General features: G+C 46.7%; 11 protein-coding genes. 4 read left to right on the forward strand and 7 right to left on the reverse strand.

The window, feature by feature from the left end; genetic code table 11:
• Positions 1–8 precede the first annotated feature (8 nt).
• The 5 genes from K1X84_10390 to K1X84_10410 all read right to left on the reverse strand — a co-directional run bounded on the left by K1X84_10390 (position 9) and on the right by K1X84_10410 (position 10,198).
• On the reverse strand, positions 9–2,408 hold the full coding sequence (locus K1X84_10390) for an ABC transporter permease (GenBank protein MBX7152039.1): 2,400 nt from the start codon (positions 2,406–2,408) through the stop codon (positions 9–11).
• 38 nt (positions 2,409–2,446) lie between these two features.
• Positions 2,447–4,816 carry an ABC transporter permease gene (locus K1X84_10395; protein MBX7152040.1) on the reverse strand — a complete coding sequence of 790 codons (2,370 nt, stop codon included), beginning with the start codon at positions 4,814–4,816 and terminating at the stop codon, positions 2,447–2,449.
• Positions 4,817–4,849: 33 nt separating this feature from the next.
• Positions 4,850–5,539 carry an ABC transporter ATP-binding protein gene (locus K1X84_10400; GenBank protein MBX7152041.1) on the reverse strand — a complete coding sequence of 230 codons (690 nt, stop codon included), beginning with the start codon at positions 5,537–5,539 and terminating at the stop codon, positions 4,850–4,852.
• Positions 5,540–5,589: 50 nt separating this feature from the next.
• On the reverse strand, positions 5,590–6,846 hold the full coding sequence (locus tag K1X84_10405; protein MBX7152042.1) for an HlyD family efflux transporter periplasmic adaptor subunit: 1,257 nt from the start codon (positions 6,844–6,846) through the stop codon (positions 5,590–5,592).
• 250 nt (positions 6,847–7,096) lie between these two features.
• A complete protein-coding gene (locus K1X84_10410; GenBank protein ID MBX7152043.1) occupies positions 7,097–10,198 on the reverse strand; it encodes a response regulator in 3,102 nt (1,033 codons plus the stop codon).
• 184 nt (positions 10,199–10,382) lie between these two features.
• Here K1X84_10410 and K1X84_10415 point away from each other — a divergent pair, with 184 nt between their 5' ends.
• Genes K1X84_10415 through K1X84_10430 form a run of 4 tightly spaced genes read left to right on the forward strand, consistent with a single transcriptional unit; the run spans position 10,383 to position 13,948 of the window.
• Positions 10,383–10,778 carry a CoA-binding protein gene (locus tag K1X84_10415; protein MBX7152044.1) on the forward strand — a complete coding sequence of 132 codons (396 nt, stop codon included), beginning with the start codon at positions 10,383–10,385 and terminating at the stop codon, positions 10,776–10,778.
• 43 nt (positions 10,779–10,821) lie between these two features.
• Entirely contained in the window at positions 10,822–11,172 is a 351-nt protein-coding gene (locus K1X84_10420; protein ID MBX7152045.1) for a four helix bundle protein, read from the forward strand.
• Between the two features lie 36 nt (positions 11,173–11,208).
• Positions 11,209–12,585, forward strand: a complete 1,377-nt coding sequence (locus K1X84_10425; protein MBX7152046.1) for a sigma-54 dependent transcriptional regulator — start codon at positions 11,209–11,211, stop codon at positions 12,583–12,585.
• The gene (locus K1X84_10430; protein ID MBX7152047.1) at positions 12,575–13,948 is read left to right on the forward strand and encodes an ATP-binding protein; all 1,374 of its coding nucleotides are present in this window, start codon (positions 12,575–12,577) and stop codon (positions 13,946–13,948) included. Before K1X84_10425 ends, K1X84_10430 begins: the two co-directional genes overlap by 11 nt.
• Before the next feature lie 20 nt (positions 13,949–13,968).
• On the opposite strand, the gene K1X84_10435 is transcribed toward K1X84_10430, so the two are convergent.
• Both K1X84_10435 and K1X84_10440 read right to left on the reverse strand, forming a co-directional pair.
• Positions 13,969–16,353 carry an AAA family ATPase gene (locus K1X84_10435; protein MBX7152048.1) on the reverse strand — a complete coding sequence of 795 codons (2,385 nt, stop codon included), beginning with the start codon at positions 16,351–16,353 and terminating at the stop codon, positions 13,969–13,971.
• Positions 16,354–16,385: 32 nt separating this feature from the next.
• A partial coding sequence (locus K1X84_10440) for a cysteine desulfurase (protein ID MBX7152049.1) occupies positions 16,386–16,813 on the reverse strand: 428 nt, incomplete at its 5' end.

The following is a 16,813-nucleotide window of genomic DNA, read 5'->3' on the forward strand; positions in this document are numbered from 1 at the left end:
TCCTGATCCTATTCATATTTCAATGCATCCACCGGGTTGGCGGTTGCGGCGCGAATAGCCCGGTAACTCACCGTCACGGCAGCGATCGCTACAGCGAAGACCATCGCGGTGACAAATACACCTGGACCTATCGTAATACGGTACGCAAAATCCTGCAACCATTCGCTCATTGTGAAATAGGCTATCGGCGCGGCAATAACAAAAGCTATCAAAATGAGTTGCGCAAAATCTTTTCCAAAAATTATCAGAATGTCCGCCATACTCGCCCCTAGAACTTTACGAACGCCGATTTCTTTTGTACGCTGAGCGGCCATGAAGGAAACAAGACCAAACAGACCCAGACAGCCGATGAAAATGGCGATCGATGCGAAAATAGTAAAGAGCCTCGATGTACGTTGTTCATCCTCATAAAATCGCTGAATCGTTTCGTCAAGAAAACTGTAATCATAAACAAATTCGGGATATACTTTAGACCAGGCGGATTCAATTTCACTCAAAAGCTCTTTGGCATTTTCCATAGTGATTTTGACGCTCATGATATTATAACTGCGTATCTGAGGAGACATGATCATGGGCTCGATTGTCGAATGAAGAGAGGTCATATTAAAATTTTTAACCACTCCAACTATAGGCCTTGGGTCTTCACCGAACACATACAATGTTTTGCCCACAGCGTCAGCCGGATTAGTCAATCCCATTTTGGCCACCGCCGCTTCGTTGATCACCAATTCATGAATCGTATCGCTCATGGTGTAATTCCGGCCGGTCAGTAGTTTAAGGCCATACGTAGAAATATAATTTTCATCCGCGATCCGCATGTCAGAGATCATTTCGACAGGAGCAGTAGGAGCATCTTTATAAACCATTAACGACGTCCAATGAGTCGTTGACGCAGCGGCGGCAAATCCAAACGACACATTCTGAATCCCCGGCTGTTTCATTAGCTCTGTTCTCAATAGCTCCATGCGTGATTTATCCTTTACCGGCACATCCGCAATAACGATAGCGTCTTTGACAAATCCCATATCGGTTTTGCGAAATAATTGCATTTGTTCGAACACAACAATCGTGCCGATGATCAACGCCTGAGCTATCATAAATTGTAAAATGACGAGGCCTTTGCGCACCCACAAGCCGCCGGTCGCCGACGAAGCTTGTCCGCCTTTCAAAACGGTCGCCGGCTGATAACCGGCTAAAATAATTGCCGGATAAAATCCCGACCCGATACTGATGAACGCGATCAGACTCGCAAGAAACAGCCACAAGTACGCATTGCCGATAAAACTGAATTGCAGATGAAAATCAAAACTGCTGTTCAGCAGAGGAACAGCCAATTCCGTCAGCCCAATGGCGATGATACCGGATAAAATCGTTATCAAAAATGTTTCGCTAATAAATTGAACAAGGAGTTGTGTGCGAAACGCTCCCAGCACTTTCCTCACGCCAACTTCTTTGGCGCGTGTAATAGCCTGCGCGGTCGCAAGATTGACAAAATTAATGCAGGCGGTCGCAACGAGAAATAATCCGATAATCGATAAGGCCCAAATACTGGATCGTGACGTCGTATGTGTGTAACTGTCGGTTTCCGGAGTAAAATGAATTTCACTCAAAGGTTGAACTTCATACCCGCGTTCATTGCGCCGACGCTCATCGAGAAAAGGTTTAGCCATGTTTGTTACAAGCGTATTGAAATCCATGGCGTCCCAATTTTCCGGAGCAAGCATATACGTATTGACGTTGCTCATGGTCGCGCCCCATTGCTCCAAATTCCGGTTACGCGCAGCAGCACGTTGCGTGCTGAAAGAAATAAAAACTGTAAAAGGAAAATCTGTATTCAAACGAGGATCTACCATGAGGCCGACGACGGTCAGATTGTCATTATTATTGAGCTTGATCGTTTTGCCGATCGGATCTTCCGCTCCGAAAAATTTTTTTGCAATATTCTGACTCAATACCACCGTGTAAGGCTCTTTCAGTAAAGTCGGTTCGCCTTGAATCCATTGCGTATCGAAAATTTTGAAAAATTCCGGTTCGACATAGGCAACGCCTTGTTCTTCGGCAAATTTTTTGGGAACGTTGGCGCCGTCCGGTATCGTAAACAAACCGCTGGCTTCGTAATTAATGGTAGTGACCGTCACATCGCTGAAATGCGAGCGAATGGCCGCACCGAGCGGAAATTGCGATGCGCCGTTACGGCCGACTTCTCCGTCACGGTACCAGACCGTATTTACCCGATAAATACGATCTTTGTTTGTGTGAAAAGCATCGTAGCTCAATTCGTGCTGAATGATCAGATAAATACACAAAGCACAGGTTATCCCAATCGAAAGACCGGCAATATTAATAAGGGCGTAGTTTTTATTGCGGCTTAATTTGCGCAACGCGGTTTTGAAATAATTCTTGATCATAATCAGCCTTAATATCTCATAACATTTTGATTTAAAATCTATTCATAGCGCAATGCTTCGACCGGATTTTCGGTGGCTATCCTGTAAACGCGCGAACCGACAGTCAAGACAGCCAACAGCAGCATGGCTACAATTGCGCTAATAAACGGAACCACCGTGATCGGCGCATGGGAACTAAAAACACTATTCATTAGACCGTTGAGTGCGATGTACGCAACCGGAAATATCAACGCGGCTGCGACAATGATCAGCACATAAAATTCCCGATTGACCAGGTTCATAATATGCGGTGCGGATGCACCGAGAACTTTGCGAATACCGATCTCTTTTGTACGGCGCGCAATATTCATCGACACAAGTGCGAAAAGCCCCATCGCAGCAATGATCATCGTCATCACAGCAACATAAATAAACATGTTTTTAATATTTTCATTCTCTACAAAATCTTCTTCAAACACCTGATCCTGAAAACTCAATTCAAACGGTGTGTCAGGCATCAGCTTTTTCCATTCTGTTTTCATTGCATCCACGACTTCTGCAGCATTATTGGATTGCATTTTAATCGACATCAGCCGATAAGCCGATTTGGGTATCACTTTCATCAGCGTCGGTTCGACCGGTCGCATGAACGTACGGGTATAAAAATCGCCGGCCACTCCAATCACAGTACATTCTTTTCCTTCAATGCGGATAATCTTGCCGACCGGTTGCTGCCAGCCCAATTGAGAAGCGAGCGTTTGATTGATCATCACGCTTTGTTCTTCATCGGTTTTCAGCGCGGGGTCAAAGCTGCGTCCTTCTACGATGCGAATGCCGAGCGTTTCAATATAACCGGCGCCTACACGCATTAAATTGGATTGGAAAGTTTTACCTTCAGCTTCTGCCGTCATACCTACGCTTTGACTCCGGCCGGCCTGGTGGATAGAGCCTGAAATTTGTTCCACACCCGGCGTACGCAGTATCGCTGCTTCAAAACGCTCATACTCCTCGTTGGAATTAAAATTTAATACCGCAACCTGATCGCCTTTGAAGCCCAGATCCAACGATGTGAAATAATCGTTATTGATTTTGAAAACGATAGCCGCAACGATGGCAAACAAACAAATGGCAAACTGCAAAACCACCAAGATACGTGTCATGAATTTGTTACTCGTCACCCGCTGGAGGTCGCGGAAAATTTTAACCGGCTGGAACGTGCTCATATAAAGAGAAGGATATAATCCTGAAATTATACCTATTGCGGCTATGAGCAATCCCATGAACATCAGCAGGGGATAATCGGAAAAAATATCGAACGCGATCCAATGTCCGTCGATCAACGTATTCATAAACGGCGCAAACGCCGCTTCGGCTAATCCGAGGCCGATAACCAACGCCAAAAACGATACAATCAGCGATTCACCCAAAAATTGGAGTAACAACTGGCGTTTTTGCCCGCCCAAAACTTTACGAACGCCGATTTCTTTAAAACGGCGGGCCGAACCGGCAATCATGTTGTTCATGAAATTAAAGCACGCCATCAGCATCAGCAGCGCAGCAATAATCGACAGCGCTATCAGGCCGGTTGGATTGGCACCGCGGGAAATGTCACCACGGGTACGATTGGAATTTTTAGCAAGATCGAGTACGTTGTCGATGTAAAAAGCTTTGTACAACCGGTCGGGGTTGACCGCATTATAGGTCGCGATGTTACTTTGAATTTTTGATTCGACCGATCGCGCATTACTGCCCGGCGCAAGTTGAAGAAACGTGGCTGCTACCCCATAATCCCATCCATTCGCTTTTGGAGTAAGTGCTTCGACTAATTTATATCCGGCCAGTAACGCAAAACTGAAACTGGCGTTCCGGGGCGCTTTACGAATAATTCCGCGAACCACGAGATCGTATTTGTGGGTTTGATCGAACCGCACCGTCATCGTTTTACCAAGCGCTTGTTCTTTTCCAAAATATTTATTGGCCGTCTCCTCATTCAGAAAAATGGCGCTTGGATCTTCCAATGCGTTGGCATCGCCTTCCACCAATGGAAACGTAAACATATCGAAAAAACCAGGGTCGGCTAACCATACTAATTCTTTAAAAACATTATCTCCGTAACGCACCGATGCATCGAAGTTATCAATTCGAACGGAACGTCTGACTTCGGGCACTTGCGCTTTGACTGAAGGTCCCAGGGCAGCCGGGGTAAAGCCCCATCTTTCTTCACCGTTGTTCACCGACTTAATGTGACCGATCATGTAGATATCGGCGGCATTGGCGTGAAAGGTATCCTGGTCCAGGAACGTATAGATAAAAACAAAAATGGTCAGGCAGACACCGATGCCCATCGATAAGCCAAGAATGTTAATACCTGTATGCAGACGGTTGCGCCATAAAATACGTACCGCTGTCCGGAGATAATTTTTTAACATAAAAATGACTCCTGAATAAAGAAGTGATTCGGATTAAATTTTTGCGGCTTCTTTCATATTTTCGGTCACAATGTGTCCGTCGAAAAGATGAATAACCCGTCCGGCGTATTCCGCGTGCGATGGCGAGTGCGTCACCATAACGATGGTCGTTCCGGCCTGATTCAGATCCGTTAAAAGCCGCATGACTTCTTCACCGTGCGCAGAATCGAGATTACCGGTAGGTTCGTCAGCAAGGATGAGTTTGGGTTTGGCAACGACGGCACGCGATACAGCCACACGCTGTTGCTGACCGCCGGATAATTGTTGTGGAAAGTGATTGCGGCGATGGGCGATTTGCATTTGCTCCAGTGTTTCTTCGACGCGTTTTTTGCGGTCACCCGATGTCATACCAAGATAGAGTAAGGGCAATTCGACGTTTTCGAATACCGTCAATTCATCGATCAAATTGAAACTTTGGAAAACGAAACCAATATTGGCTTTGCGCATATTGGAACGCTGGCGTTCGGTGAATTTTGAAACTTCTTTGTCGAGAAAATAATATTCGCCGCTGCTCGGATTGTCCAATAACCCGATGACGTTGAGCAGAGTGGATTTACCGCAGCCTGAAGGTCCCATGATAGCCACAAATTCGGCGTTGTTGATTTCGAAATTAACGTTGTTCAACGCTGTTGTTTCCACTTCGTCCGTGGTGTACAGCTTTTGAAGGTTTCGTGCTTTGATCATGACGGAATTCCTTTATTTGGTTAGTGTGTTTGTAATGACTTTTTTGGAAGTTATTTTTGTTTCAGCATTAATTTATCTATATCGCCATAACTGTCGTACGACGATGTCACCACTTGTTCGCCCGGATACAACCCATCGATGACTTCAAAAACCTGGGGATTCTGCCGGCCGAGTTTGATCGGACGCTTAATGGCAAAATCACCCGAAGGATCGACGACAAAAATCCATTGCCCGCCGGTCTTCTGATAAAATCCTCCGCGCGGTACCAGCACGGCTTCGGCAAGATCGCCGAGTTCCAGACGGATCTGCAACGTCTGGCCGCGGCGGATATCTTTGGGCGCTTCACCCTGGAATTCCATATCGACTTCAAACCGGCCGTTACTGACTTCCGGATAAACTTTTTTGATAATTAAAATATAAGTTTTGCCGGCGAAATCGAATTCGCCCGATTGTCCGATCTGTATGCGCGCGATATAATGTTCATCAATCCCTGCCCGCACTTTAAATCCGTCGAGCACGTCGATTTGGCCTAAGCGGTCACCGGAACGTTTGGATTCACCAAGTTCAGCGTTACGTGAAGTTAATTGTCCGTTGACAGGGGCACGAATCGTGAGGTTAGCGAGATTTTCTTTGATGACATTCAGGTTGGTTTGCATGTGCTGGATCGATGCTTCGAGCGATTGCATTTGCGTGGCGCGTAAAATGGAATCGGAATGCATGCTCTCGATCAAAAGATCCCGGCGATTAACGGCATACTGATATTCATCGCGCGCCTGTTCATATTCCTGCTGCGACGTCAGGTTTTGAGGAAGCAAACCTTTTTGAACATCGTAGTTCCGTTTCCACCGTTGAATCTGATATTCCAAATCGATCAGATCGCCTTTATTGCGGATGCGGTTTTGTTCGAACGCCAAACGGGTGTTGCGCAAATTATTGATCTGTTCGAACAGCTGCGCTTCGCGAAACATCACATCCATCTGGAGGTTCGTGTTGGTCAGTTTGAGGATCTCTTCACCCTCTTTCACGATCGTACCTTCTTCGATGAATAATTTTTCAACGCGTCCGCCTTCCATCGCATCGAGATAAATCGTCTTGATCGGAAGCACGTTACCCGTTACAGGAATAAATTCCTGGAAAGGACCTTTCGTGACCTTGGCCAAAGTAATTTTTTCAACTTCGACGTTCAGCTTTGACGACGTGTCGCCGAAAAGAAATGTGTAAAAAACAAAGATGAACAGAAGTCCGCCACCCCCAAAGATTGCAATCTTTTTCGGCGTCCAATTCTTTTTTTCAATTTTACGATCCATGTTTAATCCAATTCCATGTTTTGTAATGACTAAAGACAATTAATCCGGGCAATGCAAACTCAATTCCCATGCCCAAAAAATGTGATTATTTATTAATGATTTAACACTACGAAGGTTTAGAAGAAATGTTCGCTATCGCACGATGAGTGTCCGATTTCGGACAGTGATTTTCTGAGGAACGCCGAGGTCTGGGAATGTGGATGAGATTATGCGGATTGAAAAATCAAAACATGTGAAATCGAGAAAACATCTAAGCCAGTTTTTCTAATTCCACGATGGTGTCGTAATAATTTTTTTCCAATTCTTCGATCATAGAACGGATTTTAGAAAGATCCTTTTTGCGGCCGCATTGATCAATGTGTTCGCACAAATCGGCCATATACCGTGCGCCGATATTGCCGCAAGCGCCTTTCAGATTATGCGCAGCCATGGAAAGATTGGTTGTATCGTCAGCTTCTGCATGTTTTTTGATTTGAGCAATCAAGGACGGAGCTTGACGGAGAAACATGGCAATGATATCCTGGAAAAAACTCGGATCGTCTTCGGTAGCAAGGCTCTTCAATCCATCGATCGTACGGGCATCGACAATCTTATTCGGGCGCTTGAGTTCGTGATGAGCCGGTTCAATTTTAGGCTTGATCGCGTGGCCCCATTTCGCCAGCGCAGCTGAAACTTCCTCCAGCCGGATCGGTTTACTGATGTAATCATCCATGCCCGCTTCAATGCACCGTTCGCGGTCGCCTTGCATCGCATTGGCCGTCATGGCGACGATTTTCGGACGGGTATCGGTCGGCCAGTTTTCGACAATATGACGCGTTGCTTCGAGTCCATCCATTTCCGGCATCTGCATGTCCATGAATACGAGATCGTAATGCTGCCGTTTGAGCGCGTCGACAGCTTCAATGCCGTTGCCTACCACGTCGGCAAGATACCCGATCTGCTTCAAAATCCGAAGCGCAACTTTCTGGTTGACGACGTTGTCTTCGGCAACGAGAATCCGCAACGGACGCAGCTCGACGGTTTTGTCATCCGTGTGAACGGGTTGTTCGAGAGTTTCCGGAATGGCTTTGGCCCCGGCAAGCGTATTCATCAGCATATCAAAAAATTGCGATTGACGGATCGGTTTGGAAACATACGCTTGAAAAATCTCTTTGGCTTCTTTGACGCTGCGTTCGTTTTTTCCGAGCGACGTCAGCAAGATCATCGGCATTTGTTCTTCCGTGCGCAATTCGCGAATCGCTTTGCCCAACATGAGTCCGTCCATTTGCGGCATCTGCATATCAATGATGGCCAGATCAAACGATTCACGGTTTTTCAGCCAATCGACGGCTTCCTGACCGGAAGCCGTAGCTTTGGCAACAAGTCCCCAATGCTGGCATTGCGTTGACAAAATTTTGCGATTCGTCTCGTTGTCATCCACGATGAGTACCGATTTGCCGTCCAGTTCCGTCACACGACCGGCTTTACGGTCATCCGAAGATTTTTGCGCAACGGCTGTTTTGAGCGTAAATGAAAAAACCGATCCCTTGCCTTCGACGCTTTCCGCCCACATGCGCCCGCCCATGAGTTCGGATAACCGTTTACAAATCGCAAGTCCCAATCCGGTACCGCCGTATTGACGCGTCGTGGATGAATCGACTTGTGAAAACGATTTGAAAAGGCGGTCCATCTTGTTGGTGGGAATGCCAATCCCCGTATCTTTCAGCGAAAATTGAAGCTCTTGGGCCGCGCCGGTTTGTTTGATTTTCTTAACATTGAGGAAAATTTCACCTTTGGGAGTAAACTTAACGGCGTTGCTGACAAGATTCGCCAGGATCTGCCGGACTCTTGTCACGTCGCCGACAACAAACGTCGGTACATCCGGTTCGATGAAATAAAGTAATTCTAATTGTTTTTCGGCAACCATTGACGCAAAAAGATCGAATGTATCTTCGATGCAACTCCGCAGATCGAAAGGCTGTTCTTCCAATTCCATCTTGCCGGATTCGATCTTTGAGAAATCCAGAATGTCATTAATGATCGTGAGAAGCGTTTCGCCGCTGACCCGGATGGTTTCGACGAAACTGCGCTGTTCCGCGCTCAATTCCGTTTCCATCAGCAATCCGGTCATACCGATCACGCCGTTCATCGGCGTACGGATTTCGTGGCTCATGTTCGCTAAAAATTCCGACTTGAGCCGGGCCGCAGCCAAAGCAGCTTCGCGGGCGGAAATCAATTCGCGGTCAAGATGTTTCCGTTCGGTGATGTCGCGCACGATCGCCAACACTTCGTCTACGCCGCTGACAACGATCCGGGCCTCGTGATCGCGTACACGGCCGTCCACTTCGATCTGATATTCGAAAACCTGCATTTCAGCGGTTTCAAGCGCTTTTTCGACGTATTGCATCGTCTTTTCAGCCGCGCTGAGAATCTGGCCGCTCGTGACCACCACGCCGAAATCTTTTGGAACGCGGAAATCGAACATGATGCCGTCATGGCGCAGACGGTACATCAAATCGGGAATAGCGTTGAGCAGTGCCTGCGTTTTGGCTTCGCTCTTGCGCAAAGCTTCTTCGGTCTGTTTACGTTCGTTAACTTCTTTTTGTAAAGCTTTGGTGCGCTCGTCGATACGTTTTTCGAGATTGCGGTTGATCTCTTCAAGTTGTTTGTACGCTACCTCAAGATTGTCCACCATCTCGTTGAACGCACTGGCCAGCTGGGCAACTTCATCGTTATAATACGTCGGGGCGCGGTGAGAAAGATCGCCGTTGGAAACTTTTTCAACTGTTGCGACCATTTGCCCGAGGTGACTCGTTACGGCCGTACTGATCGTAAAAACGGCGATCATACCGATAACGAAAATCAACATACTAACAGTGGTAATCGTCGTACGGCTCTGATCGATTTCCGCGCGGATACTCTCCAAAGAAATACCGACAAACACACGTCCGATTTTTTTCCCGTCTTTATAAACGACGGTCATACCTTGGTACAATTTTCCGTCGTTAGAAATTATGTTATGATGCGTAGGATGATCAAAATTGTATTGATTGGCGAGTTCGCGGTTAAAAATTCCCAGCGCTTTACCGGTATTATTGATTATGATCATGTAAACAAGGTCTTCGTTCTGACGGGCTACCTGGATGGTTGAATAAATAACGCTGGTATCCGTAGTCTGGATCGATCCGGAAAGGCTGAACGCTACCATTTCACCGATGCTCTGCGCCTTGGCTTTGATAGAACGAATCGCCTGATCTTCAAGGCGCGTCGGAAAGAAAACAAAAATAAAAACCGAAATCACGCCGATGATCAGGGTAACCAAGAGCGAAAGCTTGGTCCGAATTGTGGAAAGTCCTCTACGGGAAAATGCCATGAATCATTTTTTTTGTTAAAATTATGCGTGTTAAAAATAGCCAGGTCATGTGTAAGCTTCCCAAGATAAACAAAAACCGGTCACTTAAACAACAAATTTTCATCATTCCAATAAAAGGATTTTTTTTTAAATTCCATCTTGCTTACATTGCGCTCAATCATTCAGTAAAAGCTAAAGGCCATACATGAAAGATATTACGGAATTGCTCAAAGAACCGGACGTATCGATCGCCGTTGTTGGCGCCAATGATCACCCGGAAAAATACGGCTCTGTAATCTACCGCGATTTGAAACGAAAAGGATTTAAACTTTTTCCGGTTAATCCGACGCGTCCGTCCGTCGACGGCGATAAAGCTTACAAAAACTTGACCGACATTCCCGAAAAACCGACCATCATTAATTTTGTCACGCCGCCGGCAGCAACTCTGAAAGTCCTGAAAGAATGCCTTGAAAAAGGATTGATGAACGTGTGGATCCAACCCGGCGCTGAAGATCCCGATGTGCTCCGATTCGTGCAGGAAAATCATTTCAATTATCTCGCGAATGCGTGTATCATGGTCGAGAGTAGATTGAGCCACTGATGCATTGTTTCATTGATTCATTAATTTAGTGTGACTTTTGCTTATGTTTAAAGCCGAAGAATTAAAAAAACGAACTAAATTATTTGCGATCCGTATTGTACGGCTGTTTAGGACATTGCCTAAAACGGAAGAAAGCCGTGTTATAGGTAAACAACTTTTGCGTTCTGGAACATCGGTTGCGGCCAATTATCGCGCGGTTTGCCGTGCCCGATCTAAAGCCGAATTTATTGCAAAAATGGGTATTGTCGTCGAAGAAATTGACGAAACTGTTTTTTGGCTTGAAATGCTGATTGATACAAAAATTATAAAGGAACTTTTGCTCAAAGACCTCCTGAAGGAAGCCAATGAATTACTGGCCATTTTTGCAGCCTCCCAAAGAACTTCCAAGCAATGAATCAATGAGTCAATGAGAAACTGAATCAATAATTCTATGCTTCCAAAATCCACCAAAATTCTTGTCATCGATGACGACGAAGACGTTCTTTTAGCCGCAAGGCTTTTTCTTAAACAACATGTCAGCGTTGTACAGACTGAAAAAAATCCCGAGCAAATTCCTGTCCTGCTTAAGAATGAAAATTACGACGTCATTCTGCTCGATATGAATTTTACGCGCGACGTGAGCAGCGGTTATGAAGGATTTTTCTGGCTGAATAAAATTTTAGAGCTCGATCCGCGAGCCGTTGTAATTCTGATCACGGCTTATGGCGACGTAGAAATGGCCGTTCGCGCGATCAAAGAAGGCGCAATGGATTTTGTTCTGAAACCGTGGCAAAACGAAAAACTGCTCGCTACGTTATCGGCCGCCATGAATCTGCGTCAATCACGCCTCGAGGCGGAAAACCTCCGCTCGCGGCAGGAACTTCTTTCCGCCGAACTCGACCAGCCTTTTCACGATATTATCGGGCGGGCGGGCGCTATGCTGCAGGTTTTCTCCACCATTCAGAAAGTCGCCAAAACAGACGCTAATGTACTGATCCTTGGCGAAAACGGAACTGGTAAAGAGCTGATCGCACGTGCGCTTCATCGGCAGTCATTACGCGCCAAAGAAGTCTTTATTACGGTCGACATGGGTGCGATTAGCGAAACATTGTTTGAAAGTGAACTTTTCGGTCATGTAAAAGGCGCTTTTACCGACGCCAAAGAAGACCGCGCGGGACGATTTGAAATTGCATCGGGAGGAACGTTATTTCTAGACGAAATCGGCAATCTCTCTTTGCCGATGCAGGCGAAACTGTTGACCGTTTTGCAAAACAGGGAAGTAACGCGCATCGGATCGAACAAATCATTTCCAATTGATATCCGGTTGATATGCGCGACGAATTTGCCGATCCACGCTATGGTTGGTGAAAAAAAATTCCGACAGGATTTGTTGTATCGTATCAATACGGTCGAAATCGCTTTACCGCCTCTGCGCGATCGTGCCGACGATCTGCCGGCGCTGGCCGAACATTTTATCGCCCTGTATTGTAAAAAATACCAAAAATCCTCAAAAAGTTTGCACGTGGCCGCGCTGAAAAAGCTTGAAAAATACTCGTGGCCGGGCAATGTTCGTGAATTGCAACATACCATCGAACGCGCCGTGATCATGAGCGAATCACCGCTATTACAGCAAGACGATTTCCTGCTGACGGCTTCGCATGGCAAAGCCGAAGGTTTGATGATCGACGACTACAATTTAGAAGAAATTGAAAAAGCGCTGATTCGGAAAGCGCTGAGTAAACACGGCGGTAATGTCAGTCATGCGGCCAAAGACCTCGGACTGACGCGCACGTCGCTTTACCGCAGGCTTGAAAAATATGGTTTATAACCGCTTCCGCATTCTCTGCACGATCCGCGTCATCGTTCTGGCGTTGACAACGCATGTGTTTTTTTACCTATTGTCTCAGACAACGTTATACGTCACGACCGCTTTGATTGCTCTGACGATCGTGTATCAAATCTATGCGCTCATTATTTTTGTAGAAAAAACCAACCGAGACCTGTCGCGGTTTCTCGAATCCATACGCCACGAGGATTTTTCCCAGACATTTACCGGTTCAGGCTGGGGCTCGTCGTTTGACGAACTCAAATCCGCTTTTTCACAGATCATTATGGATTTCAGGAAAGCACGGACGGAGCGTGAGGAGAGTTTCCGTTACTTGCAAATCGTTGTGCAGCACATACCCGTCGGTCTTATTGCGTTTACGCCTGATGGCGATATCGAACTGATCAATAACGCCGCACGCCGCTTATTCAAAGTCGCTGTTTCGCCGGATCAACCTTCATTACGAAACATCAAAACGCTCGAAACGGTGAATAAATCTCTTGTAAATGTTTTTTTTCAATTGAAACCCGGTCAACGTACGTTGGTTAAATTCGATGACGGCACGGAATGGGTACAGCTGGTTATTTCGGCAACGGAATTTAAATTGCGTGAACAAAAATTCATGCTCGTGTCGCTCCAGAACATTCAGACCGAATTGGAAGAAAAGGAAATGGAAGCGTGGCAAAATCTGATCCGCGTACTGACGCATGAGATCATGAATTCCGTCACGCCGATTTCATCCCTCGCGTCGACGGTCAACGATCTGGTTTCACATTCATTCAGCCGCGTACACTCCGGCGAAAAAGTCGATCAGGATTCGATGCAGGATATCCATGGCGCGCTCGGAACGATTCAAAAGCGCAGCGAAGGATTGATTCACTTCGTCGAGGCGTACCGAAATCTGACTAAAATTCCGGCGCCGAATTTTCGCATTTTCGCTGTGAAAGAATTGTTTCACCGTGCGGAACAACTACTGCGTCCGAAGCTGACTGAAAATAAAATCCAATTTCAATCGACGATCGAACCACTGACGCTGGAAATCACGGCCGATCTGGAATTGGTAGAGCAAGTTCTGATCAATTTATTGATCAACGCAATTCAGGCCACGCAGAAACAGCTCAAACGGCAAATTAAACTATCGGCGCGTCTCGACGAGCGCGGACATGTGCTGGTCCAAGTTGCTGACAATGGTCCCGGTATTATCGACGAAGCAATGGATAAAATTTTTATTCCGTTTTTCACTACGAAAGAGGAGGGTTCAGGCATTGGTTTGGCGCTTTCACGGCAAGTCATGCGCCTGCATCGCGGCACGATCGGCGTGCAATCACGCCCGAATATCGAAACGGTTTTTACGCTGAGGTTTTAGCACAAGAAGTTAATTTTTTTTTATTTCTTCCCACCCGACTTTTTCTTATCCGTTTTTTTCACACTTTCACGGAAGGTTTTTAATCGCTTTTCGACATGGTCGAAAATACTGCCTTTTGGAAAATTTCCGTTTTTACGGATTGCGCCGGAAGGTTTGCCCGTGAGAATTTCGATGCCTTCAGCGATCGTCGAAACGGCCCAGATGTGAAAAAGCCCGTCGCGTACGGCGTCGACTACATCGTCACGCAACATCAGGTGTTTGAGATTGGTTTTCGGAATGATCACGCCTTGTTGGCCGGTGAGCCCGAACTCACGGCAAATATCAAAATAACCTTCGATTTTTTCATTGGCACCTCCAATAGCCTGCACCGTACCATATTGATCGACGGAACCGGTCACAGCAATGCCTTGCCGGATCGGTACATCCGCCAGCGCGGAAAGCAGAGCGTACAATTCCGTTGATGACGCGCTGTCGCCGTCGACACCTTCATAGCTTTGCTCGAAAACTAATTTGGCTGACAACGTCAGCGGTTTGTCGATCGCAAACATCCGCGCGAGATAGCCGCTCAGGATCAAAACACCTTTGCTGTGAATCGGTCCGCCAAGAGCAACCTGCCGTTCGATATCGACAATCCCTTCCGTGCCGGGCGTGACCGTAACCGTAATTCGGCTCGGACGGCCGAATTCATATTCACCCATGCGAATAACGGCGAGACCGTTAACCTGCCCGGTAATGGCCGACGTCGTATCAATCACGAGTATTTTGCGCGTGATCATTTCCCGAATATGTCCCTCGACAAGATTGGAACGATAAATTTTTTCATCGAGCGCTTTGCGCACATGCGCAGTGGTGATTTGCGCCGATGGATCTTGAATAGCCCAGAAATGCGCTTCGCGGATAACGTCGGCAATGGCGCCGAAATGCGTCGAGAGCTTTTCCTGGTCATCGGCAAATCGCGACGCGTGTTCGAGCAATCGTGCCGCCGCCCCGGCGTCGAGATGTTTGAGATTTTCTTTCCGGCACAGCATGGAAATAAACATCAGGAATTCACGGATATTATTTTCCGTACGCGGCATGCTTGTATCAAAATCCGCTTTGACTTTGAATAGTTCGGGAAATTCTTCGTCATACGAATGCATCATATAATAAAACATAGGACGCCCGACAAGCAACACTTTGACGTCGAGGCGGATCGGTTGCGGCCGCTGGCTTTTGGCAACGCTCATGCCGAGGCTTTCTGCAATTTCTTCGATCACGATGGATTGTGATCGCAATGCACGCCGCAGGCCGTCCCAACTCATGTGATTGCGCAACACGTCTTCGACCGGCAATACAATATAACCGCCGTTAGCGCGATGCAAAGCTCCGGGTTTGATCATCGTAAAATCGGTGTACATCGTTCCTTGTTCGACTTCTTTTTCAACCCGGCCAAAAAGATTCGTATACGTCGGATGTAATTCTACCACAACCGGAGCGCCTTGTTGCTTGCTGTTGTCCACCAAAAGATTAACCTGGTATTTCGTCAAATCCAGATCGCGTTCGGGAACATGATCCTCTTGCCCGGGCTTAAATAAGTCGATGTCGGACAACATGTCGATCTGAATCGCATCGATATAGTTCAATACTTCTTTTTGATCTTTATATTTTCCGGTCAGTTCTTCCATCACGCCGCTGAGTTGATACAGCATCACCTGACGATCGAGTTCAAGCATCGCGTTCTGCGTCGTCCGTTCGACATCGCGCGTTTGTTTGATCGCTTCCTTGAGTTCATCCTGCAACGTTTCGCGGATTTTCATACGCGTTTCTTGTTCCGCTTGCGGCAGAGCGTTCCAATCCGCTTCACTCATCGGTTTGTTATCTCTAACCGGAACGAGCACGATGCCGAGCTGCGTCGCATGCAACGCAAATCCCTGTTGTCCGGCCTTGACGGAAAATTGTTTTAATACCGCTTCGCGGCGCTCGTTTAGTGTTCGCCGGATCTCGTCACGTTTTTTACTGTATTCATCGCTTTCGAACGATTTAGGTATTTCACGGCTGACGTATTCGATAAAAAACCGCATGTCCTGTTGAAATTCTTTTCCTTTACCGGGCGGCAATTCCAGCGCCATCGGCTGATACGGATCGTCAAAATTATTGACGTAACACCAATCGTTGGGAGTACGTTTGGTCAGCGCGAGCTCTTCAAGAAACGATTTAACGGCGGTCATCTTACCGATGCCGCGAGGACCGGCGACAAAAATATTAAAGCCGACTTCTTGAATGCCCAGCCCGAAACGTAACGCCGAAACTGCACGATGCTGCCCGATGATTCCGTCGACCGGTTTCAAATGTTCGGTCGATTCCATATTAAGCGTCCATGGATCAATGGTCAGACGCAATTGATCGGGAGTAAGTTCTTTGATCATAAATTTTGTTCCGAAAAAATTAACAAGATCTGTCAAACTTCCTGCATCCAGTGATGGATTAATTTTAATTTTTCGCCATGATCCGCCCGATGGATAAATTCATTGGTATGAACATCATGCGTGTAATCCTTCTGCCATTGTTTGTAATGAATGGCCGTTTCACGGATCGCTTCGAGGAGATAACGGATTTCATTATCCGTCATTGCGGGATGCAACGACATTCTGATCCATCCCGGTTTTTCAGACAGATCGCCGTGATCGATTTTGTCGGTAATTTTGTGCGAGACATCGCGGGAAATATGCAGAAGATAATGTCCATACGTTCCCGCGCAAGAACAACCTCCGCGGACCTGAATTCCAAAATAATCGTTGAGCAATTTCACGCCCAAATTATAATGCAACCCGTCAATGTAGAATGATATCACGGCGAGACGATGTTCGTGTTCGTCCGCCAGAATAT

This window comes from bacterium (assembly GCA_019695335.1).
Classification (GTDB): domain Bacteria; phylum CLD3; class CLD3; order SB21; family SB21; genus JABWBZ01.

Bases quoted from the DNA above. Each gene is read 5' to 3' on its own strand.
- K1X84_10425 (MBX7152046.1), top strand. From the start codon at position 11,209: ATGCTTCCAAAATCCACCAAAATTCTTGTCATCGATGACGACGAAGAC.
- K1X84_10405 (MBX7152042.1), bottom strand. From the start codon at position 6,846: ATGGATCGTAAAATTGAAAAAAAGAATTGGACGCCGAAAAAGATTGCA.
- K1X84_10420 (MBX7152045.1), top strand. From the start codon at position 10,822: ATGTTTAAAGCCGAAGAATTAAAAAAACGAACTAAATTATTTGCGATC.
- K1X84_10415 (MBX7152044.1), top strand. From the start codon at position 10,383: ATGAAAGATATTACGGAATTGCTCAAAGAACCGGACGTATCGATCGCC.
- K1X84_10400 (MBX7152041.1), bottom strand. From the start codon at position 5,539: ATGATCAAAGCACGAAACCTTCAAAAGCTGTACACCACGGACGAAGTG.
- K1X84_10390 (MBX7152039.1), bottom strand. From the start codon at position 2,408: ATGATCAAGAATTATTTCAAAACCGCGTTGCGCAAATTAAGCCGCAAT.
- K1X84_10435 (MBX7152048.1), bottom strand. From the start codon at position 16,353: ATGATCAAAGAACTTACTCCCGATCAATTGCGTCTGACCATTGATCCA.
- K1X84_10410 (MBX7152043.1), bottom strand. From the start codon at position 10,198: ATGGCATTTTCCCGTAGAGGACTTTCCACAATTCGGACCAAGCTTTCG.
- K1X84_10395 (MBX7152040.1), bottom strand. From the start codon at position 4,816: ATGTTAAAAAATTATCTCCGGACAGCGGTACGTATTTTATGGCGCAAC.
- K1X84_10430 (MBX7152047.1), top strand. From the start codon at position 12,575: ATGGTTTATAACCGCTTCCGCATTCTCTGCACGATCCGCGTCATCGTT.